Genomic DNA, 24,702 nt, shown 5'->3' with positions numbered 1-24,702 from the left:
GTGCTTCTACTCCAGTATAGGGATCCAGGGCAATTTGCGAGTTGCCTGTGGATGAGTTCAACATGTTGCTCTACAATGCCGGTGCAACCGGGTTCCTAGCCAATGGAGTGAGAGCGCTCTGGCCTTACGTCGGGGTGCTGTGGGCATTCAATCTTTAAGTCTTGCGGTAGGGATTTCTGGAGTTGGGTGCGGATCCCTGTCAGGCAAAGGGCATACCTACCCCGGCTTGGAGTGGGTATGGCTGGAAAGAACTGTAACATTCGCTTGCCCCAACATCTCACAGAGCGGATAATGTTTGCTTACCTTCGTTGGCCGAGCGGTGCTGGTGCTAGCGGTGCGTAGCACTCTCCCTGTTTCTGGCTCGCGGCTGTAGGTCAAAGCGAAGTTTGAGCAGTTGGTGTTGTCCGAGTTCTCTGCCCCAGGTTCACGATTCAGGAGAGGGATCCGTGGCTCAGCGCCCGATTATTCTGGGTATTGTTGGCGATAGTGCTGCTGGGAAGACCACCCTTACCCGCGGCATTGCCCAAGTCTTGGGGGAAGAAAACGTTACTGTCATTTGCACCGACGACTACCACCGCTACGACCGCAAGCAACGCGCTGAACTGGGGATTACAGCCCTTCATCCCGACTGCAACTACCTGGATATCGTTCAGCAGCACCTGACGCTCCTGCGCACCGGCCAGCCGATCCTAAAGCCCGTCTACAACCACAGCACCGGCACCTTTGACCCTCCAGAGTACGTCAAGCCCAACAAATATGTCATCGTCGAAGGGCTGCTGGGCTACTTTACCCGTGGCATGCGGGATAGCTACGATGTCAAGGTTTATTTGGCCCCTCCCGAACATCTACGCGCCCTTTGGAAGATTAAGCGGGACACCCGCAAGCGCGGATACACAGAAGAGCAAGTTCGAGAAGAGCTAAAAAAGCGCGAACCCGATTCAGAAACTTTTATTCGTCCACAGCGCCAATGGGCCGATGTGGTGGTCACCTTTTACCCGCCCCAAGAGGGATCCAACCAAGACGAGGTATTGCTGAATGCGCGCCTGGTGCTGCGCCCCACCATTCCTCACCCAGATTTTTGGCAAATCCTCAATGCCCGCGACAGTCACCTCAGCTCTGCCATTCGTTTGGATTTGGATCGGGATATGGGCAAGCCCGTCGATGTTTTGCAGATTGATGCCCATGCTACGGCCAGCCAAGTGATCGAATTGGAGCGGATGCTCTGCAACGAAATCCCTTACCTGGGCAAGTTCTGTAGCTTAGAGGGAAACCCCAACATCGGCCAGTTGATCGGCACCACCGGCGAGCTGCTCCAGAGCTGTCCCCTGGCTTTGACTCAGTTGCTGATCACCTACCACATGTTAAAAGCGGCCCATATCTACCAGTAGAATCCGTGGCGGTGAGGGATCCCCAGTTTCGCAAGACCTGCAGGGTAAGGCTCGGCCCAGCACGGTAACCCGCTCCCAGAGCAGAGTCTTGTGAGCTTCTGTCAAGGACATGGGCTGTGCTGGAATTGAACCAGCGGCTCCCACCGTGTCAAGGTGGTACTCTACCACTGAGTTAACAGCCCCTATGAGCGATGCTGCCGCGCATCTACCTGAAGGTCGGAAATCGATAATATCACATTTTGAACCCGTCCCATTGGGATTAGCCTGGGTGGAGAGTGGACGGGTGCCCTATTTCAAATCAAAAAGGGGATCCCGTCAGCAACTGGTAGTGCAGCACCTGGGGTGGCCGAGCAAAGTAGGGTTCGATGAGGGCGCGCCACCGGACAAAGTTTTCCGATTGGCGGAAGTTGACCAGATGGGCCTCTAGGGATCCCCACTGAACGAGCAGCAGGTATTGCTGAGGGTGCTCCAGACAGCGCTGCAGTTGGTGTCCTTGGTAGCCGTCGGTCTGTTGCAAATAAATGAAAGCCTGAGCGATGGCGGCTTCAAAGGCAGCTTCAGAGCTGGGGGTAATTTCAAACCGAGCCACCTCGAGAACAGGGGAAGCAGTCATGGGTTAGGTGTGGAGGCCACATTCGGTCTTGCTTGTGCCCTTCCAGCGTCCAGAGCGGGGATCCGCCCCTGGCTCAACAGGTGCAGTGCAGTGGATGCAGCCGATGCTGGGGTAGTGGCGATCGTGCAGGGGATTGTAGGGGATCCCGTGGGCGAGGAGGTATTGCCAAACTTGGCCGGTTGTCCAGTCGGCAAGCGGGTTGAGCTTGAGGCGGTTGCGCTTGCCATCCCACTGTACCTTGCCAATATCGGCGCGGGTGGGGGATTGTTCCCGACGCATCCCTGTGATCCAAGTGGTGCAACCGGCCAGGGCACGATTCAAGGGCTCCACCTTGCGGATGTTGCAGCAGAGGTCGGGGTTAGAGCGATACAGTTCTGGCCCGTATTGAGCTGCCTGCTCTTCCGGGGTAAGCAAGGGCTTGAAGATCTGCAGTTGCAAGTGGGGGTAGCGCGCCAACACCTGCTCCCGCAGTTGTAGGGTTTCCGGGAAGTGAAAATCGGTGTCCAGAAAAAAAGCGCGAACACGGGGGTTAATCGCCGTGAGCAGATCGATCAGCACTAGGTCTTCCGGGCCAAAGCTACAGGCCAGCACCAGCCCATCTCCAAATTCTTCAACCGCCCAGGCAAGCAGGTCGCTCGCCGACAAAGGCTCAAACCGTTCGCTCAGAGATACCACTTGCGGCTGATACTGCGCCTGCAGCGCTTGAGCCGCCAGCTCCCAGCGGCTAGAAGGAGAAAGGCTTGCTGTCATAGGGGGAAGACACCGAACTCGACGATTTTTGCTTTTTTTAATCTACACTAATTCGGTCAAGCTTTAGGGGTTTTGATTACCAGGCGGCAGCGGGCAGAGGGAGAGAGCGGGATCCCTTGGCCCGGATCGGGATTTGTCCCCAGCGATCCCGTCGGATCCCCATCACCAAGCCGTGCCAGAGGGGGCTGGGATCCAATGCCGGCAACTTAACCCAGTGGTAGCGCAACACCCCTCGCCGTGGGTTCACCTCCAGCTCAAACACCCGCAGAGCCGAAACCGGCCCCACCAGAGGAGGTGCTGTCAGGTAGGGGATCCCATCGCGGACATACACCTTCGGCACATGCAGATGCCCACTCAACACCGCCACCACTCGCCCGTGGCGGGCCAGGAGAGCGTGTAGTGCCGAGGCTGGTTCGCTGAGGAGCCGGTACTTGCGAAACAAAACCGCGTCCATTTGGGTGGGAGCAATGAAGGGCGGCTGATGGATCAGTAGGATCAGCCATTCTTCCGGCACCGTTTGCAGATGTTCGTCCAGCCAGTGCAGTTGGGAGGGGCGGAGCACGCCCTGAGGTAAAGGGAAGCGTCCTAAGCTGGCGTCGAGGGCAATCAAGCGGATCCCGGGCAGAGGGGAAAGGCTGTAATCGACGTAACCGGTGGGAGCCGGGGACAGGGGAAATTGGCTTTGGCACCAACGGATAAACTGATCCCGGTTGAAGCGTCCCTTTCTCCCTAGGGTGTCGATATCGTGGTTGCCCAGGCTGAGGTAATAGGGCACCCGCAGTTGGGCAAGAATCTCCTGGAAAGAGTGAAAGCTCTCCGGATCCGCTTGATCCACCAAATCTCCGGTAAACACCACGAAGTGCAGATCCGGCACCTGGTTGAGATGGGCAACGGCTGCTTCCAACTGGCGGCGAGGGGAATCCGACATCCACCAACAGCGGCACCCTGTCTCGGGCATCAGGTGGACATCTGAGACTTGAGCAAAGCAAATGCGTTGGGTTGCCATCGTTTAGGTACTTATTCACACCTCACGCCCGCATCATAGTCAATGATGGGCTGGGGGGCTATGGGATTCTCTTAACCTCAGCCGGATCTGGCGAGCACCTATTGGGAACTGAGGACAGGTAGGGCTATGAAAGGGGCGCGCAGACCGGTCAAATCCATCTGAGAGGGTTTCCCGGGCTCTCACCCCCAGCCTCTGTTCCAAAGGGAGAGGGGAGTGTTGCCGTGATTTGGAATGGCTACAGACGCAAATGAGTCTGATTCTTGTTTCAGCATCGTTGCCGAGCAACCGCTAGGGTGTAGAGACGCGGATCTTCGACAAGAGGATCCCTAGGAAAAAACGAGAAAGAAGGAGAGAAAATCATGTCTGCCAGCACCCTTGTCCGTTGCGCCTGTGAACACTGCAACTGCAGCTTCGAGAGCAGCCAAGGCTATCGCTACGAAGGTCAACTCTACTGCAGCGAAGCCTGTGCCACCCACAATCACGAGCACCCTTCCGCCTGCTGTGTGGCTTCTCACTGCTGCCAGTAGGGTTCAAGGTAGCCCATCATCCCCAGCCCTTTCCTCTGGGATCCATTTCCCCCCTGGGCCGTTTTTGATAGGCTCCTGAGAAGTTCTACTCTTGTCGGCCAAGGGGTCGGCCTAGCTTGCATGGATTACGGCTGGCGCGAAGATACTCCGCACCGCTGGGAGCTGCTGCCCACTCCCCCCCAGTTCAATCCGCAACTGAGCCGGGAATACGGCAAGTATGCGGCCAAGGTGATGGCCCTGCGGGGTCTGCACACTTGGGAGCAAGCGCGGGCCTTCGCGGATCCCGAACACTATTCCCCCACACCGTCGGGATCCCTGCCAGATCTGGAGCGGGCGGTGGCACGGCTGCTACAGGCGCGGGAAAGGGGAGAGACCCTGTGCATTTGGGGGGACTTTGACTGCGATGGTGTCACCAGCACCAGTCTTCTGCTCTCGGCGTTACAACCCTTGGGCTTCCGAGTCCAGTTCACCATACCGCTGCGCAGTACCGAAGGGCACGGCCTCAACCCTCAACGGCTGCAGCAGGTGCTGGCCCAGGGCTGTCAAGTGATCCTGACGGTGGATTGCGGCATGGGCAATACCGCCGAAATTGCCATGGCCCAAGCCCAAGGGGTGGATGTGATCGTGACGGATCATCACACGCTGCCGGATCCTCTGCCCCCTGCCCATGCGGTGGTCAATCCCTTGCGGCTGCCGGATGACCATCCGCTGCGCTTCTTGCCGGGGGTGGGAGTGGCCTACAAGTTGGCGGAGGCGCTTTACGAAGCACTGGGGATCCCTGGTGTCGGGCAGCACCTGGATCTGGTGGCGGTGGGAATCGTGGCCGATGTGGCGGTGTTGCAGCGGGAGTGCCGCTACTTGGTGCAGCGGGGCCTGCCGGTGCTGGCCAAGACGCAGCGTCCGGGGCTGCAGGCTCTCCTGGCTCGGGTTGACAACGGCCAATCCCAGGGGGTGCCGACAGCCCAAGATATTGCCTTTCGCCTTGCTCCCAAGCTGAATGCAATTGGCCGATTGGAAGATGCCAGCCTGGCGGTGGAGCTGCTGACCACCCCCGATCCAGAGCGCGCCCAGGCCCTGGTGCAGCACTTTGTCGCCCTCAATGAGGAGCGTAAGCACCTCACCCAGCAGGTGATCCAGGAGGCCAGCCAACAAGTGGAGAGCATGGATCTGGCCCGAGAAGGAGCCATTGTTTTGGCCGAAGCCGGCTGGAACCCAGGGGTTCTAGGGATCGCGGCGGCGCGCTTGGTGGAGCAGTATAACTGCCCAACGGTGTTGATCGCCAAAGACGAAGCGGCGGGACGGGGCTATGGGTCGGGCCGTTCCCTGCCGGGGGTGAACCTGGTGGAGGCCATCGAGGCTGTGCGCCCCCTGTTGCTGGGGGGAGGTGGACACCCTATGGCAGCCGGGATCCAAGTGGATCTCTCTTGCCTGGCCGCTGTGCAACTGGCGTTGCAGCGGGAGCTGGCCGCGCGGGTCAGCCCAGATCACCAGGCTCGCACCTTAGCAGTGGAGATCGTCATCGATTGGGAGCTTCTGGCCTCTCAGGGCCGGGACGGGGTGGCAGAGCTGGATGAGGTGTATCGGCAGGTGCAGCTTCTGCAGCCCTTTGGGCACGGCAACCCCAACCCCGTCGTAGCCCTGATGAATGTTCGCTGCGGCAGCGTTAAGTTGGGGATTTCTCAGAATGGTCGCCACCTGAAGTTTGAGCTGGGATCCCGTACCCTGTGGTTTTGGCAAGCCGGAGAAGAGCTGGAGCGCTGGCAAAAATGCCAGGCTTTGGACATCGCCCTACAGTTGGAGGCGGATGACCGGGGCAGACAGCCTTGGCAGGGCAAAGTGCTGGCGGTGCGCCCTGCGGGAGAGTGGCAGGCACCCACCATTTCCGCCCCTCGCCTACAGATCCAAGATTTTCGGCAGAAACCCCTGCCGGATTCGCAGCAGGGGGCCATCTGTTACGACGGGCAGGAGGCCGAGAACTTTGTTCCACCACCCAAAGGGAAAGAGCTGGTACTGGCCCGCTGGCCCTGGCTACCGGCGGACTTGGCACAACTGCTGCAACAGGTACAGCCCCGAACCCTGATCCTGGCCGCTTCTGCCTCCCCCTGGGAGCAGATCCCCGCCCGAGTCAACTGGCTGATGCAACAGTGGCAGGCAGGCCAACGGGATCCCGACGAGCTGGCTGCGGCAACCGGCTTTCCCCGGCAGTGGCTGGCGGAACTGGACAGTCCGGAGCAGATCCCCACGCTGCTGATGGGCCGCCTTCAGGAATCCCAAGCCTTTCACCGCTGGCTGGATGAGGCTAGCCCCACCCAGATTGCCCAACTGTGTCAGCGGCTAATGCAATCGGATCCCCTCTCAAGAGAGACAAGAGAGAAAAGAGAAAAGAACGGAGAGTAGTGAGAAGGGAGTATCCTCACTCCTCTCTCCTCACTTCTCACTCCTCATTGTTGCTCCCCACCGCTGACGCGATACTCTGGATCAAATGGCTCAACCTCATTTTTTCCAGCAACCAGAGCCCCTCAGAGTTTTCTGTGATCCCGGTTCGCCTAACCTTGCACAATTTTCTCTGTTACGCTCACGCCGTTTTGGATCTGCGCGGGATCCACACCGCCTGTATCTGTGGCCCCAATGGGGCAGGCAAGTCCGCCCTGCTCGACGCCCTCACCTGGGGCCTCTGGGGGCAAAGCCGGGCCAGCAACGATAGCGATCTCATCCGCAAGGGGGCCAGCGAAGCCTGGGTAGAGGTGATCTACCGCTCGCGAGGACAAACCTACCGCATCCTGCGCAGCCGTCATCTATCGGGCGAGGGATCCCTGGAGTGGCAAATTCAAACCGGAGAAACCGACGGCCAACCTCGCTGGCGTAGCTTGACCCGCCGCGGCATGCGCGCCACCCAACAGGCCATTCAAAGTCAGCTCAGCCTCGACTACGAGACCTTTATTCACTCCGCCTATCTGCGACAAGGACAAGCAGATGCCTTCACTCTGAAGCGTCCCGGCGAGCGCAAGCAGATCTTGGCCGACATGCTCAAGTTGGGGCAGTACGATTTGCTGGCCGACCGCTGCCGGGAACAGGCGCGCAGTGCCAAACTCAAAGCCGATCTGCTCCAAGAGCGCCTGCAGCAGCTCAACCAACAACAGGCCCACGTTGGCCAAATCCAAGCCGAGCTGGAGCGACTCCAACAACGGCAAACTCATCTGCAGCAGCTCCTAGCCCAGCAACAGCAGGAATTGCAAGCCCTAGAGCGCCTCTACGAACATCGCTGCATCCTGCAGGAGCGCCACCAACACCTTACCCAACACTTGCAAAAGCTCGGCACCAACCTACAGCACACCGAGCAACAGTGGCGTGCCCAGCGACAGCACCTGCTCCAGTTGGAAGAGCTGATCGCCCAGAGTGAAGACATCCTGGCGGGTTACGAACGCTACCAAGCCCTGATGGCCCAAGATCGCCATCTCCACCACCTCTTCGAGCAACAGCAGCATCTGCTCCAAGAACGCCAAAAGCTGCAAGCCCAGCAAGCAGAGCAGCAACAGCAGCAACTGCGCAAGATGCAACGGCTGCAACAGGAGTTGGCCACCTGCCAAGCCCAGGCCCAAGCCGATGCCCAATTGCTGGCAGAACAGGAGCGCATCGAAATCGGCCTGCGCCACTACCAGCAAGCTCAAGAGCGTCTCCAGGCCCTGAACCAAGCCCAAGCTCAAGCCGCCGTCCTTCTCCAGCAGCAACAGCATTGGCAAGAGCAAATCCGCCGCGAGCGGGAACGCCTGCAAGCCCGCGTTCAGCTTCTCAGCCAGCAACTACAAAGCCAGGAAACTCTAGCCCAACAGCAGCAGCAACTGGAGCAGAAAATCGCCGAAGGAGAGGCCGCCTTGGCAGAGCTGGAGCGACGGCGTCTCTACCAGCAGCGGGTGTTGGAAAAAGTCCAAGAACGGCGGTTGTTCGTGCAAAAGCTCCAGGAACGCCAGCGGGTTCTCCAGCAACAGTGGCAACAGGAAGAAGAACGCTGCCGCCTGTTGGTGACCACTTGGGAGGAAGGTCAAGAGGTGTTTTCCGCTCAAAGTGCTCCGCGCAGCGAACGAGATCAGGTCACCCCCACTTTGGCAAGAGTGACAGCCCTTGTCGAGGAGGCAGCAGAACAAGAGGAGGGATCCCCGGCCCTATCTTCTGTCGGCCAGCCTGCCGAGCCATCCCCTGCAACGCCGACAGCAGAGCCGCAGGGATCCAGCCTTATGGCTCCGCAGCGCCGTCGCCACTGGACTTGCCCCCTCTGTAGCCGTCCCCTCAGCCTGCGCCTGCGGGATGTGGTGCTGAAAAAACACCGCGAGCGTCAAGAAGAAATTGCCGGCCAACTGTTTGTTATCCGCGAACAACTGGCGGTGGCCGACCGGGAGATTGAACTCTTGCAAGCAGAATACCGCCGTCTCAGCCAAGAACTGGCCACCTGGGATGAGCGCCTGCATCTGCAAGGGCGATTGCAACAGCAGTGGGAAGCCGAGCAGGAACGCCGCCGGCAAATCCAGCTCTGGCAAGCAGAAGCGGCAGAGTTGAGGGAAATCCTCGACCGGGAAGCTTACGCTCAAGAAGCTCGGCAACAGCTCCAGCAGATCCAGCAGGCCCTGCAACAACTGGGCTATGACGAGCGCGAGCACGCCCTACAACGGGGAGAACTGGAGCGCTGGCGCTGGGCCCTGGGCCGCTCTCAAGAACTCCGCAAGGCCCAGGAGCGCCGCTCTCACCTATGGGAGCAAATCGCCTCCCTACAGGCACAACTGGAAACCCTGCAACAGGTGGGATCCAAGGACTCCGTCCCGCCAGTGGGATCGGATTCTCCCCTGGCGGAGCGGTTGGCTCAGGTGGAACAGGCGTTAAACCACCTGGGCTACGATGGATCCCTGCACCAGCAGGTGAAAGCCGAACTGGCCCAAGTGCAGCTCTGGCCCGCGCGCCTGCAAGCCCTACAGGTGGCCCGCCAGGAACTGCCGGAGGTGGCAGCCCGCACCCAAGCCCTATCCCAACGCCTGCAGGAAAGCCGCCAGCACTTTGCCCAAGCCACCCAAGAGCTGGAACAGCTTCACCGACAACTGGCCGAGCAACCCAGCGTTTCCTCAGCCCGCCTACAAGAGATCCGCCAAACCCTGCAGGAGCGCCGCCGGCAACTGGATGAGGTGCTGTCTCAGATAGGGGCTGCCCAGCAACGGCTACAACAGGCGGTTCAACAGCAGGCGGAGCAAGCCGAGCTGGAACAACAACTGCAGCAGGCCCGCCGCCAGCAGCAGGTGTACCAAGAGCTGGCCAATGCCTATGGTCGCAACGGCATCCCCGCCCTGATCGTCGAAAATGTCCTGCCCGAGCTGGAAGCCCAGGCCAACCAGATCCTGGCCCGCCTTACCCAACACCGCCTGCACCTGCAATTTGTAACCCAGCGCTCCGGGCGACGCTATTGCTCACCGGCCAAGCTGTCCTCCGTAGCGGGACGGAGTCCCTATGACACCCTCGACATTCTCATTGCCGATCCCCACGGCACCCGCCCCTACGAGACCTACTCCGGCGGAGAAGCCTTCCGCATCAACTTCGCCATTCGCCTGGCCCTGTCCCGCCTGCTCACCCAGCGCTCGGGATCCGATCTGCAAACGCTGCTCATCGACGAGGGGTTTGGATCCCAGGATGCCACCGGGCGCGCCCAACTGCTGGCCGCCATCAACGCCATCGCCCCCGACTTTGCCTGCATCTTGGTGATCACCCACATCCCCAGCCTGCAGGATGCTTTCCCCCACCGCATCGAGGTACAGCCCTCTCCCCAGGGATCCCGCCTTCACATTCGCGGCTAGCCGGGCCGGTCGGATGGGATCCCGGCACGAGTCTGCAGCCACTGCTGCAACAGGGGTACCAAGGCCTCGCTGAGTTGGTTCCACTGGTCGGGCTTCTGGGCGGTGGTCAGCAGCTCCACCCGCTCCCCCCGAATCACCAGAAAGCCAACCGGCTCGATGCGCACCCCGCCCCCTGCTCCCCCGAACAGGCTGGCCGGATCCCCGCCGTTGCCGCGAAAGCCAGAAGCAGTTTTGCCGAAGTTGCCCCCTCCCCCACCCAAGCCGAAATGTAGGGACATGTAGGGGACGATGATCGTCTCGCCAATGGTGATCGGCTGGCCAAAGGTTTGTCCCGTTTCCGCCAAAACCTTCAGCTTGCTGAGCACCGCTTCCAGTACGGCTTCCACGTTGAAGTCGGATCCCATCTCGGTTGACTTGCCCACCAGACGCTTGGGCAGATGGCGCACGGCACCTTTCCAGGCTACTGCAGCCCCTCCAAGAGAGGAAGCCCAAGAAACTCCCCTAGTCTTCGTCCGGCGAGCCGGAATAGAGATCTTCCAAACGGCTGCGGGCTTCTTCCAAGCTGGCCGAGCGAATCACCAGCAGAGGCTCTTCGGTGAGGTTGCCATCTTCATCCAGCAGCTCTGGGTGAGGGATCCGCTGGCGGGCGCGACGGGGAGAGGTCTTGCGCTCTTCCACGCCCAACGTGATGACATTGGCAACCAAGTTGCGCAGGGCCAAAAAGGCAATGGCCACAAAAGCGATGAGGTAGAGAATCTGCAGCATCACAGGTCAGAGGAGGGGTGAATCTGGCGAAATCGACGGCCCAATTCGGCACATTTCATAAGCAGGCGATGCCATTTTGCCATCAGCCCAGGGTCGATGCCAACCTCTTGATCAGAGGCCTGATAAAGCGCTTTGGCTACCTGTAGCTCCGCCTGGGCAGCCAAAACCTCTTCCAGCAAGGACTGCTGCTCTTCTGGGCTGATCAATTCCAGGGTCTCTTCCTGCAAAAAGCGGCGAGAACGCTCAAACCAGTAGCGGTAGTCTTCCAGCAGCGGCCCCAGAATCTCTCGCAACAGCTCAGATTTGCTCATGGCCTGGGATCCCTCCACAACTGGTTTGGATGAAAAAATCTTAGCAGAACTTAACCTTCTCTCGCCACGGGAGAGCGGGATTCCAGGTAGGCTTCCATCTCCAGCATCAGGGCTTCGATCTGAGGCAGCAATTCCAGGGCCTGCTCTTGCCAGTAGCCCCGCTGGTGGGCTTCCAGCAGCCGCTCGCTCATGTCCCGCAGCGCCCAGGGGTTGCGGGATCGCAGGAACTGCTGGACTTGGGGATCCAATAGGTAGGCGCGGGCCAGGCCGGCGTACATGAAATCCGGCACAGCATGGGTGGTGACGTCGTAGGCAAAGAGGTAGTCCAGGGTGGCAGCCATCTCGAAGGCGCCCTTGTAGCCGTGGCGCATCACGCCGGCAATCCACTTGGGGTTGATCACGCGGGCGCGATAGACGCGGTCAATTTCTTCGGCCAGGGTGCGGATCTTAGGGTTGTGGGGACGGGCGTGATCCCCGAAGTAAATCCGCGGGTTGCGGCCCTGGAGCGTTCGCACTGCCGCCACCATCCCCCCTTGAAACTGGTAGTAGTCATCGGAGTCCAGCAGGTCGTGCTCGCGGTTGTCTTGGTTGTGGAGCACAATTTGCAGGTGGGCCAATTGCCGCCGCAGGGCTTCGGGGGCCGGCTCTCCCTCGCCATCGGCCCGGTAGGCGTAGCTGCTCCAGTTGAGGTAGGCGCGGGCCAGATCCGCTTCTGTTTCCCAGTTTTGCGCCTCGATCAGCCCCTGTAGGCCGGCCCCGTAGGCCCCTGGCTTGGAACCGAAGATGCGCAGCCGCGCCCGCTCCGCCGCTGCTTGCGTTGGGATCCCTTGCTCCTGCCAGTACTGGGTATCGGCCAGCACGTGGGCCCGCAGGGGATTGTCGGCTTCTGGCTCCTCCAGGTCAGCCACGGCCTGCACGGCCCGGTCAAACAGGGCAATCAGATTGGGAAAGGCATCGCGAAAGAAGCCAGAAATGCGCAAGGTTACATCCACACGGGGGCGGCCCAAAACCGCTACAGGCAGGATCTCGATGTCCACCACCCGTCCTCCATCCCAGCGGGGTTTGACCCCCAAGAGCGCCAGGGCCTCGGCCCAATCGTCGCCGCCAGTTCTTAGAGTTGAAGTGCCCCAAACGGATAGGCCCAGGCGACGGGGATATTCCCCCTGCTCTTGCACGTAGCGCTCCACCAGCCGCTCGGCGGCCAGTGAGCCGACCTGCCAGGCGGTGGGGGTGGGGATGGCGCGAATGTCCACCGAGTAAAAGTTGCGCCCCGTGGGCAACACGTCCACTCGGCCTCGGGTGGGGGCGCCGGAAGGGCCGCTGGGCACATAGCCGCCCCCTAGCCCATGCAGCAGGTTCTCCAGCTCCTGGGGGGTTTGCTGCAGGCGCGGCAGCAGATCCGTCTCGATCCAATGCAGCACCTGCCTGGCTGCTGGCCCCGGCGGCGGATCGTAAGGGATCCCTTGCAGCCGCTGGGCAATCCAGCGGCGGGCTTGCGCTTCCAGGGCGGCCACCCCGTCTCCGATGTGGCGAAAGTTCTCGCCCATAGACCTTGAGGTTTTCCCAGGCCGGCTGCCAGCGGCTAATTCTTCAGATAGACCGCCGCCCCTAGGCCGACCAACATTTCCTCAGGGGTAATTTTGCCATCTTGGTTGGTATCCAGGGCATCGAAAACGCGATCTGCCCCCATCCACTCCTCGCGGGTGATGAAGCCATCCCCATCCAGGTCGTAGAGGCGGAAGACATCCTGGGCGGCGTGGGTAATGGTTTCCTTGGCACCCTCCAGCTTCTGCAGCCGCTCGGTGAGCAGTTTTTCCAGCACCTCCAGCGCTTTGGAGAAGCCCTGGATCCCTTCTTCCAGCTTTTCTGAGGCCATGCGGTTTTCCCGGTGCATCTGGTCGAAGGTAGCTCGATCCATCACCAGGCGCGGGATGTCCATTTTCTTGGCTTTTTCCGGATCCAGTTTGCGCTCCAGGTAACCCTCGGTGTTCTGCAGCTCCGCCAGCAAGGCGGGCGAGATGGTCAGGAGATCACAGCCGGCCAACTCGATGATCTCCCCGATGTTGCGGAAGCTGGCCCCCATCACCTCGGTCGGATAGTCGTATTTGCGCAGATAGTTGTAAATCTGGGTTACCGATTGCACCCCCGGATCTTCGGCAGGAGGGTAGCTCTCCCGGCCCGTGTGTTTCTTATACCAATCCAAGATGCGGCCTACAAAGGGCGAGATCAGCTTCACCCCCGCTTCGGCGCAGGCTATGGCTTGGTGCAAGCCAAACAACAGGGTAAGGTTGCAGTGGATCCCTTCTTTCTCCAGGATCTCGGCAGCCCGGATCCCTTCCCAAGTCGAGGCAATTTTAATCAGCACCCGGCTGGGATCCGCTCCTGCTGCCTTGTACAGCTCGATCAGATGGCGGGCCTTGGCGACCGTAGCTTCCGTGTCGTAGGAGAGGCGGGCATCCACCTCGGTCGAGACACGCCCAGGGATGATGGACAAAATGCGCACGCCGAAGGCTACCGCCAATTGATCGATGGCATGGGCCACCACGGCTTTCGGCTCAGCTTTGGATCCCACCTCTTGGCGAGCTTTGAGCAAGGTCTCATCGACAATGCCCTGATACTGAGGCATTTGGGCTGCAGCCGTGATCAATGAGGGGTTGGTGGTGGCATCTTGAGGCTTAAAGCTCTCGATGGCGTTGATATCACCCGTATCGGCGACCACGACAGTCATCTGTCGCAATTGCTCCAGCAAGCTCTTGCTCATGTTCGGCTCCTTGAGATTGCGCTACGCGCCGCTTCTGCGACCTAGTTTCAGTGTTACCCATCCCATTCAGGGATCCCGGTAGACATGAGATTGTCTTAATTCTCTGCCGCTCACCCCCACGTGTGTGGGGACAACTCAGAAAGCAGCAGTTTTTGAGTTGTTTGTGTTCGGTTCACCCCCACGTGTGTGGGGACAACTGCTGCACCGCTACCAGGGATCCAAAGCCGACTTGGTTCACCCCCACGTGTGTGGGGACAACGTTGCACACCGGCAGAGATCAGGGCGGCAATAGAGGTTCACCCCCACGTGTGTGGGGACAACGTCCTGCGTGCTGCTATCCCCGAAGTGGATTAACGGTTCACCCCCACGTGTGTGGGGACAACGGTCTCGGCGGAAGAAAAAGCCAAGCTCAATTTCGGTTCACCCCCACGTGTGTGGGGACAACGCAGGCTCTCTAGCAGCTCCCGGGGGCGGGACAGCGGTTCACCCCCACGTGTGTGGGGACAACGCGGGCCAAGGGCACTACTCAGGACGCGGACACGCGGTTCACCCCCACGTGTGTGGGGACAACGTGGTTCTGGGCACGCCCAACTGCTGGGCCAACTCGGTTCACCCCCACGTGTGTGGGGACAACTTGGGATGCACTCTTCCGGCGGGAATGCGAGAGCGGTTCACCCCCACGTGTGTGGGGACAACCGTCTCGTCAATTTGGATCCGACAAAATCTATTCCGGTTCACCCCCACGTGTGTGGGGACAACACTTCCAATTTTGCTGATTTTAGTAGGTTTTGACCAGCAGCACCCCTTCTATGTCTACTAGCTGCCGTGAGGGATCCCCGATGCTTTTAGCCCAAAATCCCTGCTCCGAGTTGGTGGAGTAGATCATTAGCGCTGAGCCATTGCCTATTTTGCTGGTCACTCGCGCCCACAGTTCTTCTCGAACCAGGGCTGAGACTCGACCGACAAACACCCCTGCTTTTACTTCAAACAGCCAGCGGCTCAGATCGCCCCTCAAGCTGGCTGGGACGCTTTCCAAGATAAAAACCACCATCAGACCGACGTTTCCTCATCTAATTCCTCTCCGTAGCTCACTCCTCCCTCAACAGATCCTTTCTTGTCATCCCAAAGGGATCCCACAAAGTCAGCCTCGTCCTTGGTATTTCTAAAACCTAGAATTGTGTCAACGTCATCTACAATTCTTTGCATCAACCGATATTCTGCAAACTTCTCCCGACATAGTCGCCTGGTTCTCGACTCAAGATTTGAGTGTGCTTCGGATGCGGCCTTAAAAGCAGCAGGAATTGTAATCTCTGTCTTGTAGAGATCTGCGACATCATAAACGAAAGATAAGGGTTTGCCCACGTGAATAAACCCCAATGCAGTTGAGTAGCCCACAGCATTTAGGGCCGATTGACAAACAGAGTATAGACAGGCATTAGCAGCAGAAAGAGCTCTGTTAACCGGATCGGAGTGCTCCCATTTTTTGGGTTTGTAGTCTCGACCTCTCCATTTCACCCCCATTTCTTTGCTTAATCGATTGTAAACCGTTCGCACTCGCACCCCTTCTAGGCCGCGGATCTGCTCAAGAGTCAGTCCATCCTTCAAAGGTTCGGTAAATCGAAACGCATACATACGCCGAACCACTTCCAGGTGCTGAGCTGGATCTGCCCATAACTTGGCCTGGTGGTAGAGCCTTTCCACACTACTGGAAGGATGGGATCCACTGGCATAAAAGCGCAGTCCATCTTCACCAACCCACTGAACTGAACATAGGCCATCTGCCAAGTTCTTGATGGCGGCATGAGTAATTACAGCTCCGGGGCCTAGCATCAACGCTGTCAAACTGGCGCAAGGGATCACATACCTTCCATCTTCCTGCAAAACAGCAACAGCCCTGGCATCCTGTTCAATACGGCATCGTTCTACATAGACATAGCTAATGCTGTCTCGAACCTTTGGAATAGATCGTAGACTTGTCGTAACTGGCTTGTTCTCCATACAGATTCTCTTCTAAAAGGCAGAGTGGCTGATTTTACTCAAGGACAAGAGCCCACAGCCGTAAGAGCGGCCTCGTCCAATCCCTTGCTGCACCGCTTTAACCAAAGCCTCGGCATCGGTTACTCGCAATATGCCCTGGAACAACACAGTGTATATGCGGACTGGCCCAGGGATCTCCTTTTTGATCCCAAAGATGTTGGGCGATGGGATCCCTTCTGCAGCTAACACCTCAAATCCATGCCGCTGGCCCTGACGACATAACCACTCCAGTTGATCCGCAAAGCGAAAAAATCCGACAATCTTGTGGGTCTTCTTGTCTCGCTTGCTGGGATTTGCCCGCAGGCGAAACCGAAAGCACTTTCCCTTGGCCAGAACTTCTGCTGTCAGGTCAAAGGTTTTCACCTCTGGATCCCTTTGGACATAGCCCTTTGGCAGGCGAGACCAATCGGGTTGAATCGCAGACTGTACCAAAACAGTGTAGCCATCCGGTTCTTGACGATAGAGAATGCACCAATCGGATCGAGGAGTTTGGGTAGGCTGATCAGGAAAACCATGCATAATTCGCTGATGCAAAGCATGAGCATTGCTGAGATCCCTTTGCACTAAGAGTTGTCGTTCGTTGAGAACTAGCCGGGAAAGATACATATTGCCTCCGGGAGTGCATAGTATTCTGTCTTGACGGCTCGACGACCGAAACGCCGCGGCTGCCAGCTCAAAGGCACATCCTGACGAATATCCAAGCTATCTGAGACTTCCAACACAAAACGAAGTTGAGATGGATGCTTCTCACGTCTGGAACACTCGTAAGGATGCTGGCGTAAAGCTTCCAGCAAGGGTTGCTCCACAACTCCTATTCGCACAGAGCGGCTTGGAATAAAGCTTTTTCGGCCCAAGAACAGTTGCCAGCGCGGTCTTTCAAGAGCCTGATCCAAAGCTCTGAGTAAATCGGGATCCCCTTCCAATCCCACCAAGTAATCGCCATCTGCTACGTAGTAGCGCTCGCTGATGGTAGTTTTAGCCTTATCCCTATCGTGCATGTTGTTTTGCACCGTGTGGAAATCCTTGCGCAGGATCCCTTCTTTATTGACTCGCACCCCCATTTTGAGAGCAGCCAGATCACCGACAGGTTCCCAGCGAGGACGGCCCAGCGCGGCACAGAGGATCCCGATTACAGCAGACTTGGTGGGCTCACGACGGCTATCGCGATAGTCGAACTGGCTGTGGTCGCCCCAACTCATCATGGGAGCACGCAATCGCATTAGGAGCGTAGACATGGTTCTAACCCTCCTGACCGCTACCAACAACATCAAGAGCTTCGAGAGCTTTCTGTATAAGACTCTCAACAGAACCTTCCTGGCTGGGTTTGAGCACGCTTAATCTGCTGGACAGCCTATCGAGAGTGACAACTCCCCTATACTTCACATCAGATTCCCCATACATCTTGATAAGCTCTCCCCAGTGAGTATCCAGAGCCTTAACGGCATTTTCCAGCAAGCTCAATCCTGCTTTGGGAGCAACTGGATCTTCAAAAGCATCCACCAAGGAAATAGGCTGACATTTCCGAACTACCAACATCACCAGTGCAGGCCGAGTGTGAGCCGCAAACCCATTTTGATGTCCGCTGGGAACGGCATGAACAAAGGCCGTAGCAAAAGCTTTGACAATGGATCCCAGATGCTCAGTTCCTCCCAAGTTATGAATCAACTGTTCTTTATCCAGAACAGCAAAGCGATAGTAAGTCGAGCTGTTATACCCAGTCTCACCCATGTGATCGGCTCCAGTGTCATCACTGCCACTCAGATCATCTACGGCTGTAAAGAAATCAAACTCTTGTTGCAAGACATTGACGCTAATTGCATGGGCCACTTGAACAGCAGCATCAACATTTACTGCAGGCAGCGAGGCCATCATACGACCAAACAAAGCCACGTCGCCCGGCTTGCCTGTACCAGTCAGAGCTCTTTCGATGGCTTTGGCAATCTCTTTGGGCAGCTCTCGATTATTCCCGGCTAGACCAGGAGAAACAACTCCCCAGTTTTTAACTAGGACATTGGCAATGGCCTCTAGCTCTGTATAACCTAAAAATAGAATTGTTTTTGTTTTACCGGGCTTTTTCGGGTCTTCCTCTGCTCCCAAATGCTTCAAGGCTAGCTTAGCTGCCAATTCAGCCTTCTCTTCAGAAATCTCTTTCTGGACAAGTAATGCTTTCAGGTTGGGCAGCCACAAACGAGAGCGACAAGCAAACTGATCTGCACTCACATCTGAGTATTGTTGATAATAAAGTCGCACCGCTCGTTTTTGGCACTGGCTAGAAATCCGCGCCCGAGGACGACCACCGAATACCGTAGACTTAGGCATTCCATTTTCATCTCGGTTGAGGTTGGCAGGGCAGAAACTTTGGATCAGGTGAATTTCCAGTCGCATGGTTTCTTTCTCTTTGTTTCGTTGCATGGTGACTTCTCCTTTGAGTTATGGGATCCGAAGATTCTCGATGATCTAGCTAGGAACGAAGCTGTTTTAGTTTGGCTTTCGCTTCTTACATATCGGTTTCGACCTCATCAATTGCCTCAGAAGTTGCATCGTCAACCTCCTTTTTCCCTTCAGATTCAGAAGAAGATATTTGCCAAAAGGTTCTAGCCCATCTGTCCTGAACAATTTGATTAGGATGATTCCATAAGCAAAGGTCAGCGATTAGCGTTGGGTAGTGGACGAAAATCTTCCTATCACTTTTGCTTTTCATTTGTCGCACCAAAGCTGTAATTGGGTATTGAATGTAGTCAAGCTCTGCCTCAAGAAGAGACTTAAATCTTTTCTCTGGGCCTTTGGAGGGTTCAGCGCTGTCTTGCAGTTCACGACAGCTTTTTGCAAAGTTACTGGGGTCTGGCTCCACGTCTTGGTCATGGTAAACCGAGAGGCAAGCCACAAAAATCCAGATATCCTGTTGCCATTCGGGGATGCCTTCCAAATAGGGCAGTACAAAGGGGTAAACCTTCCACAAATGGTAAGCTTCGCCAGAGAGTGCCCGCTTGAAGGCGGCTCTTGTGCCGTTGTCGTTTTTGACGCGCTCCTGAATTGCTTGTAAAAACCTTGTTGCCCGCTCCAGTCGATTGTGTGATAAAGTCTGGACTCTGGTCATGACTTAGTCTCCTGCTTAGAAACAGCTTGCTCTTTCCTTTGATTTTTCTTTGTGGCTTTTTGGTTTTGGGCTTTCCTTTCCGCCGGGCTGAGGCGGAGATCTGCCAGTTTCTGCTCCAAAGTCTGCAGGGCCGCGGCCCTAGCCTGGTAGTTGCGAATAGATTCTATGGATTCGGTGAAGGCTTGGCGGGCAGCAGTTTGGACAGTTTGAGTCCAGGCAGGTAGGGTCTTGGATCCATAGCGAGTGATCCCATCAGATCCAGTTTGGCTATCTTGAGGCAAAGCATACAGCAGCTCTGGAAAGGCGCGATCGAGATCTGCCCAGTAACGAGATTCTCCATCTAGGGCATTGGCTAGTTTCTCGGGCTCCCCATTTTTGAGGACTTCTGCTAGGGAAAAGTAGGGACTACCTTTGAAAGAGCGAAAAATTTGTTGATGACTCTCAGCAATTGCAATAGCACTTTTTAGGCTTTGTGCCAATTCTAAGTCTGTAACAAATTGAATTGGAGCTGAGAATCGAACTGAGCTCCATTCCAGAGATTTAGCCCGACTGGCACTCATGCCCAATATTTCAAATACAACTGTATTACTAATCATTTCTTCTGATCTGAGTTCAGCCAACCAATCTACAATCCGGGGACGAGTTTGCTTGCCAGCCGTCAAGAGAAAACTGTCTGCATCGCGCCACAACTGTCTGTGCAGAGATAGACGCACTGGCTTTCCTTCTCGATAGGCAATGCCACATTCCCACTGTCGAGCCTCTACATTATCGGGTAAGGAATTACCCATGGTGATGGCCAGTTGTTTCACTCGCGCCATCTCTGCAACCTCTAAAAATAGCCGCAGCCTCCGCCAGGGAAAAGTTAGATAGTGAATGTATCCTTTGGGAATCTCTTTTTTAGGTTGGCCACTGTAGCCAGTTTCAGTTTCCCAAGTAGGTAGATCTTCTCCAGATACCGCACTGGGTATCTCATTCTCTGGACTGTACTGCATCAAATTTAACATCAGTGTCTCTTTTAAGATCTTCCCCTTGAGGAGAACATTGGCAGCGTTAATCGTTGGAGTGTTTACGGCAGATCGATTGCCACTATCTTGCCTCACATAAAAGGCTCTTGTGCTAGTAATATCCACCCCCTGTAGGCGCACCAGCAGTCGAGCAGCTTCTGCTAAGGAAATGCTGTAGCCACTCCATTCATGCTCATGAGAGAATACCTCAGATTTGCTCATAGTATGGATTGCGTGGACAGATACAGCTTTAGTTAGAGCTGTATCCTGCATAAAAGGACGACTAGGGTGAAGGAGGTCAAAACGATCTTGCTTATCTTGTAGATAGTCGATGACTTTCTGAGCATTGTCTTGAAAAATATCGTTCCAGTGATCTGTATCCCTTGGCCCCTGATAGGCTTGATGCATAATTGCCAATAGGAAACGATAGAGTGCCAAGGTTGTAGGGGGATTATCTCCCCGAATTTCTCGTAAACTTTCCCACTGTTTAAATAATTCAATCAAAGACAGCTCCTGCATCTGAAAATCACGGTCAATCACAGGGATCCACTTTTCTGTTGTGAGGTTAAAGGATTGAGTTGCCATAGATTTCTCCCAGAGACTAGCTGTTAATCTTCTCGATTGTGACTCCAAGGTTGGGATCCAACCGCAGCCGCCAGTTGTCCACTTGAGCCCACCCTTTGGCATTCAAAACAACATAGCGACAGTTGCGCAACAAGGCAGATGTCCAAGTTTTGGGGTTCTCTTGAGATCGCAGCTTCTTCACAAGTTCCCAGCTAGAGGAAATGCGGGCGCTGTGGGCCAGCAGCTTGCGAATCATAGCTAGACTAGGCTCTTTTTCGAGATCCACCTGCTCTTGAGTGCCAGGAAAAACTAAACCAGTCTCATCTTGTTGTAGGAAGATTGTTGCTACAGAAGGCTGGCCAAGCCGGGTGACGGCTGCGATAGTACTTTCGTCATCCTCTTTTTTCAGCCGAGTGAAGTAGTCAAGTTTTGCATCAGAATAGGGTGGTGGAATCTTCACCTCATTGGCCTGAGCTCTTTTGGCATCTTCCTCTTCAGTTTTATACTTTTCCAAAGAGGCAAGCCAATCCTCAGCATGAATTGTCTCCAGTTCTTCGGGGACAGGTATTTCCAGATCATATACTGACTCGATCAGAGCATCGGTTTCCTCAGGCAGTTGTACATGGTAGCGCTGTCGCAAAGCCAGCCAACTGCGCAGAAGAATGTGGCGATCGTAGATGTGGCCGCTTTCTTGAAAGTCAGCTTTGCCCTCGCCGGTTAAGGCTGGCTCTACAATCCATAAACAAGGGGCAGCCAACTCAGATGGCCGCTTGTCTCGTTGGTGGCGGTGCAGCCGCCCGGAGCGTTGTAAAAGAAGATCAACAGGAGCCAAATCGCTGATCATTAAATCAAAGTCCACGTCTAGGCTTTGCTCAATAACCTGGGTTGCTACCAGAACGAATCGAGAAGGGCGGCAGTAGCCGTTTTTGCCAAACTTCTCCAGGCATTCTTTTTCAATCTCTTCTCGATCCTTGAACAAAAAGCGCCCGTGAAATAGGCCCAGCTCCTCTGGCGGAAAATGCTTCTGGAGACGCTGAAAAACTTCTTGGGCGCGATTCACTGTTGAGCAGATAACGGCAACGCATCCACCCGATCTAGACAGCACTTGTGAGAGTTCTTCAGGCCACCGATCATCTTTGACCCAACGGATCCCTAATTTTCGGCGCACATGATCTGAGGGTTTAAAAGGCTGAGCTAGGGCTTCTCCAGAGGCAAAAATCGTAATGCGGGGATAGCTGGCAGCAGGGAGATTGGGCGGGGGTTGATTGCAGCCTCTGGCGTAGGCAGCCAGTAGTCGCTGGCGGGTGCTGACAGGCAGGGTAGCGGAAAGGGCAATCACCGGGGATCCCAGTACTGCTGCCCATTCCAAAAACCGCTCCAGCAGGGTGCTCGTGTAGAGGTCGTAGGCGTGGATCTCGTCTAGGATAATCGTGCGCCCCGCCAAACCAAATAGGCGGACAAACTGGTGGCGTGCTTGTACTGCCCCCATCAAAGCTTGGTCAAGGGTGCCCACGCCGTAGGCACTGAGCAACGTCCGCTTGCGGGCCGTATGCCACTCGCTGGCGAAAACCCCCTTGCCCTCCTGGTCGCAAACCTGCTCTAGGCGACAGACGGTATCTAGGTAATCTTCTTTGAGAGCCGCTGCCCCATGGCTGAGGGTAAGGTTCACTACAGCATTGGGATAGCGCTTTTGCAAAAATGGCCTGACGCGCTCGAACATGGCATTGCTGGTCGCTTGGGTAGGCAAGCCAATGTAGAAACCGCCGGTTCCGGTTTGATGCTGCAGGTGATCTGCCAGGTAGAGCGCTGCTTCGGTTTTGCCTTCCCCCATTGAGGCTTCCACCATGACCAGACAGGGTGGGGCTAGCTTGTCCCTTAGGTCAATGGCTGCCATTTGCAGGGGTCGAGGCTTGGTGATGAAGTCGAAGAGCGTCTCAAAAGCAAGAGGGGCACCTGTGGTGGGCGCGACCCAACCTTGGGCTTTCAAGGCTTGTTGGGCTTTTTCGGCTAACCCTGGGGCATAAGCCTCAAAGGGTTCGTCGTTGGCGTAGGGGAAACTCTCAGAGTTGGAAGCAATCCAGTCGGAAACCGTTGTCAGGCCGGCTAACATCATGGCAGCAGCATTGTTGCAGCGGTCGGGGAGCTCCTCTGTCCTCAACCCAACAAAATCTCGCAATTGTCTAAAGATCTCCCGACGAAATGGGATCCAAACTCCTCGACCGACATCATCTGAGAAAAGACTTTGAATATCCTGGGATGTCGGAAAAAAGCCATGATGACCACCCACAATTTCTGCTAACCTTCGGGCCAGTTTCTTTTGCAGGCCAAGCTCTTCCAAAAAGCCGGGTAGGGTTGCAGCGGTAACAGTTCCATGAGGTGTTTCTTGTCCGGTAGTGGGATAGCTGCGCCACAGATCGTAGAGATTGGCTCCCACCAGGGCTTTTCCCACTTCGCTAACTTGAAATTGAAAAGCAGGACTGACTTTGCCCAGGTCATGACACCCAGCCATAAAGCCGCAGAAGCGCACCAAGGGATCCCCTTCCAGCCCCAAACCTGCCGATAGCTGCCGGCGAGCAACCGGGCTGAGGTACGTTTTCACGATCTCCATGGCCACGGCGGCTGTGTCCGCCAGGTGACAGAGGACTGGATGATACAGAGGTTGGCCATTGTCTCGGAACTGCCCCTGTCCGGTCTTGGCCCAAAACCGGGGTTCGTTCATGGGGATACCTCCTCGTCGATGTACTGCTGGCTCATATCGCGGATCTCCTGCCGCATCATGTCCACCAATTCCGGCGGATCCAACACTTTGGCCCCTCTGCCATAGCCCAATACCCAGCGCTTCACATCGTTCATCCCCCGCACCGTCATGCGCAGAATTAGGGATCCATCGGGCTGTTCTTCAATCACCTGGGTCGGATGCCAGCGCCGCTCCCGAATAAAGGGGGCTGTCTGGGCGTCAAACCAAATCCCCACCTGCCGAGGGATCCCACCCGCCTCATGTTGAAAAATCATCGCCATATGGGCTTTGGGATCAAAATTGGGATCGATCTCAAAAGTTTGCGGCAAGGTTTTGAGAGCCAGGATCCTGTCTACTCGAAACCAGCGCACTTCCTGTCTTTTGTGGCACCAGCCGATGACATAGGGATTCGTCCCCCGGTAGATGTGCAACAGATAGGGATCCAGCTCTCGTTCCGACACTTGATCGCCCCGACTGGCGGTGCGGTAGCGCATCCACACTCGCCTTTTTTCCCGACAGGCATCCTCCAACTGCTGCCAAATCTCCCAATCCAGATGGGTTTCTGCTCCTGCGCGAAAAATGAGCCGGTCATCGGCCACCTGCTGTAGATCCAGCCATTCCTGCTCTGGGAGCCGTTGAGCCAGCCGCCCAATCGCCGAGCGCAACTGTGGGGCATAGGCGGATCCCGCATAGGCTTCCAGCATTCTGGCCCCCAGTGTTAAGGCAAACAGTTCCCCTTTGGTGAGAGATATTGTCGGCAACCGCCATTCCAGATCGGTGTAGTGATATCCTTTTTCGCGGTTGGTTTTGATGGGAGCTTGAAAGCGGTCTTTCAAGAAGCTGATGTCCGCCCTAACCGTTCGTTCGCTCACTTCCAGAGCTTTGGCCAGCGAAGAGGCTGTCTGCCTCTGCCCGGAGCGCAGCAACATATCCAGCTTCAAAACCCGCTCTAGCTGACGTAGCATTGCTTACTTTGGTGAGGATGAGCGCATTCTAAACAACTCACCCGGCAAAAGCGCTTCCGACTTCTCTAAAGGTTTGCTGAAGATTGAAACCTTTTGGGCGCAGGGAGCAACCTGGATCCCGTCGGATGGAATCAGGGGGATCCCTCTGCAAGGTGGGAACGGCCACGGCGACGCTTCATGTAAACTACCCGACACCGACCGCTAAAGCGGTACGGAGCAGGCTTTCAGTAGCCCTGAGCCTGTTATGCTTTACCAGAGAACAAAACAAACCCGAACCTCTAGGCTGGTTTACGACAGCCCCCAAAAGCGCAATCACATTCGCACCATTCAAATCCGCATCCCCTTC

The 24,702-nt window shown here is 56.3% G+C and carries 20 protein-coding genes, 1 tRNA gene, 2 pseudogenes and 1 CRISPR repeat array; of the genes and pseudogenes, 4 read left to right on the top strand and 19 right to left on the bottom strand.

All coding sequences use genetic code 11. The features are described from left to right. Window positions 1-446 precede the first annotated feature (446 nt). Window positions 447-1,388, top strand: coding sequence for a phosphoribulokinase (locus NW816_RS12685; protein WP_414409391.1), 942 nt, complete (start codon window positions 447-449; stop codon window positions 1,386-1,388). Window positions 1,389-1,498: 110 nt separating this feature from the next. Here the strand turns inward: NW816_RS12685 and NW816_RS12680 are convergent. The 4 genes from NW816_RS12680 to NW816_RS12665 all read right to left on the bottom strand — a co-directional run bounded on the left by NW816_RS12680 (window position 1,499) and on the right by NW816_RS12665 (window position 3,757). Further along, window positions 1,499-1,570, bottom strand: a tRNA-Val gene (locus NW816_RS12680). Window positions 1,571-1,686: 116 nt separating this feature from the next. Then, window positions 1,687-2,001: an antibiotic biosynthesis monooxygenase family protein gene (locus NW816_RS12675; protein ID WP_414409390.1), complete on the bottom strand. Its 315-nt coding sequence runs from the start codon at window positions 1,999-2,001 to the stop codon at window positions 1,687-1,689. A gap of 3 nt (window positions 2,002-2,004) precedes the next feature. Next, window positions 2,005-2,751: a phosphoadenylyl-sulfate reductase gene (locus tag NW816_RS12670; protein ID WP_414409389.1), complete on the bottom strand. Its 747-nt coding sequence runs from the start codon at window positions 2,749-2,751 to the stop codon at window positions 2,005-2,007. 76 nt (window positions 2,752-2,827) lie between these two features. Further along, window positions 2,828-3,757, bottom strand: coding sequence for a metallophosphoesterase family protein (locus NW816_RS12665; protein WP_414409388.1), 930 nt, complete (start codon window positions 3,755-3,757; stop codon window positions 2,828-2,830). Between the two features lie 359 nt (window positions 3,758-4,116). On the opposite strand from NW816_RS12665, the gene NW816_RS12660 reads away from it, so the two are divergent. From NW816_RS12660 to NW816_RS12650, 3 genes are all read left to right on the top strand, one after another. Then, window positions 4,117-4,284, top strand: coding sequence for a hypothetical protein (locus NW816_RS12660; protein WP_083757636.1), 168 nt, complete (start codon window positions 4,117-4,119; stop codon window positions 4,282-4,284). Between the two features lie 120 nt (window positions 4,285-4,404). Beyond that, window positions 4,405-6,681: a single-stranded-DNA-specific exonuclease RecJ gene (recJ, locus tag NW816_RS12655; RefSeq protein ID WP_414409387.1), complete on the top strand. Its 2,277-nt coding sequence runs from the start codon at window positions 4,405-4,407 to the stop codon at window positions 6,679-6,681. A 134-nt stretch (window positions 6,682-6,815) separates the two neighbouring features. Next, window positions 6,816-10,115 (top strand): AAA family ATPase, encoded by a 3,300-nt coding sequence (locus tag NW816_RS12650; RefSeq protein ID WP_414409386.1) that lies wholly within the window; start codon window positions 6,816-6,818, stop codon window positions 10,113-10,115. On the opposite strand, the gene NW816_RS12645 is transcribed toward NW816_RS12650, so the two are convergent. The 15 genes and pseudogenes from NW816_RS12645 to NW816_RS12575 form a co-directional block, all read right to left on the bottom strand. Continuing rightward, the gene (locus NW816_RS12645) at window positions 10,112-10,561 is read right to left on the bottom strand and encodes a GerW family sporulation protein (protein ID WP_414358213.1); all 450 of its coding nucleotides are present in this window, start codon (window positions 10,559-10,561) and stop codon (window positions 10,112-10,114) included. The two genes, NW816_RS12650 and NW816_RS12645, sit on opposite strands and share 4 nt — an antisense overlap. Before the next feature lie 55 nt (window positions 10,562-10,616). Continuing rightward, window positions 10,617-10,880, bottom strand: coding sequence for a DUF2973 domain-containing protein (locus NW816_RS12640; protein WP_414358210.1), 264 nt, complete (start codon window positions 10,878-10,880; stop codon window positions 10,617-10,619). Beyond that, window positions 10,880-11,191, bottom strand: a complete 312-nt coding sequence (locus tag NW816_RS12635) for a DUF2605 domain-containing protein (protein WP_414409385.1) — start codon at window positions 11,189-11,191, stop codon at window positions 10,880-10,882. The genes NW816_RS12640 and NW816_RS12635 overlap by 1 nt, the downstream gene beginning before the upstream one ends. A gap of 50 nt (window positions 11,192-11,241) precedes the next feature. Continuing rightward, window positions 11,242-12,723, bottom strand: a pseudogene (locus NW816_RS12630) (cobaltochelatase subunit CobN); the annotation flags it as partial. A gap of 50 nt (window positions 12,724-12,773) precedes the next feature. Then, complete coding sequence (locus NW816_RS12625) at window positions 12,774-13,952, bottom strand: transaldolase (RefSeq protein WP_414409384.1); 1,179 nt, start codon at window positions 13,950-13,952, stop codon at window positions 12,774-12,776. A 106-nt stretch (window positions 13,953-14,058) separates the two neighbouring features. Next, window positions 14,059-14,711: a CRISPR direct-repeat array (repeat unit 29 nt; unit sequence CGGTTCACCCCCACGTGTGTGGGGACAAC). 19 nt (window positions 14,712-14,730) lie between these two features. Beyond that, complete coding sequence (gene cas2e, locus NW816_RS12620) at window positions 14,731-15,003, bottom strand: type I-E CRISPR-associated endoribonuclease Cas2e (RefSeq protein WP_414356224.1); 273 nt, start codon at window positions 15,001-15,003, stop codon at window positions 14,731-14,733. After that, the gene (gene cas1e / locus NW816_RS12615) at window positions 15,003-15,950 is read right to left on the bottom strand and encodes a type I-E CRISPR-associated endonuclease Cas1e (protein WP_414356226.1); all 948 of its coding nucleotides are present in this window, start codon (window positions 15,948-15,950) and stop codon (window positions 15,003-15,005) included. The genes cas2e and cas1e overlap by 1 nt, the downstream gene beginning before the upstream one ends. Before the next feature lie 12 nt (window positions 15,951-15,962). After that, window positions 15,963-16,595 carry a type I-E CRISPR-associated protein Cas6/Cse3/CasE gene (gene cas6e / locus NW816_RS12610; RefSeq protein WP_414409383.1) on the bottom strand — a complete coding sequence of 211 codons (633 nt, stop codon included), beginning with the start codon at window positions 16,593-16,595 and terminating at the stop codon, window positions 15,963-15,965. Continuing rightward, a complete protein-coding gene (cas5e, locus tag NW816_RS12605) occupies window positions 16,577-17,224 on the bottom strand; it encodes a type I-E CRISPR-associated protein Cas5/CasD (RefSeq protein WP_414409382.1) in 648 nt (215 codons plus the stop codon). The genes cas6e and cas5e overlap by 19 nt, the downstream gene beginning before the upstream one ends. A gap of 4 nt (window positions 17,225-17,228) precedes the next feature. Beyond that, window positions 17,229-18,401 carry a type I-E CRISPR-associated protein Cas7/Cse4/CasC gene (gene cas7e / locus NW816_RS12600; protein WP_414409381.1) on the bottom strand — a complete coding sequence of 391 codons (1,173 nt, stop codon included), beginning with the start codon at window positions 18,399-18,401 and terminating at the stop codon, window positions 17,229-17,231. 85 nt (window positions 18,402-18,486) lie between these two features. Further along, the gene (casB, locus tag NW816_RS12595) at window positions 18,487-19,086 is read right to left on the bottom strand and encodes a type I-E CRISPR-associated protein Cse2/CasB (RefSeq protein ID WP_414409380.1); all 600 of its coding nucleotides are present in this window, start codon (window positions 19,084-19,086) and stop codon (window positions 18,487-18,489) included. Continuing rightward, window positions 19,083-20,675 (bottom strand): type I-E CRISPR-associated protein Cse1/CasA, encoded by a 1,593-nt coding sequence (gene casA, locus NW816_RS12590; protein WP_414409379.1) that lies wholly within the window; start codon window positions 20,673-20,675, stop codon window positions 19,083-19,085. The genes casB and casA overlap by 4 nt, the downstream gene beginning before the upstream one ends. Before the next feature lie 16 nt (window positions 20,676-20,691). Beyond that, window positions 20,692-23,373, bottom strand: coding sequence for a CRISPR-associated helicase Cas3' (gene cas3, locus NW816_RS12585; protein ID WP_414409378.1), 2,682 nt, complete (start codon window positions 23,371-23,373; stop codon window positions 20,692-20,694). Then, window positions 23,370-24,356, bottom strand: a complete 987-nt coding sequence (locus tag NW816_RS12580) for a helix-turn-helix transcriptional regulator (protein ID WP_414356242.1) — start codon at window positions 24,354-24,356, stop codon at window positions 23,370-23,372. Before NW816_RS12580 ends, cas3 begins: the two co-directional genes overlap by 4 nt. Window positions 24,357-24,540: 184 nt before the next feature. Next, window positions 24,541-24,702: pseudogene (locus NW816_RS12575) on the bottom strand (RNA-guided endonuclease TnpB family protein); the annotation flags it as partial.

It is taken from the genome of Synechococcus sp. W55.1, from assembly GCF_047461655.1.
In the GTDB taxonomy this organism is placed as follows: Bacteria; Cyanobacteriota; Cyanobacteriia; order Thermostichales; family Thermostichaceae; genus Thermostichus.
The sequence above is the reverse complement of the archived record's forward strand: the minus strand, read 5'-3'. Positions and strand labels throughout refer to the sequence as shown.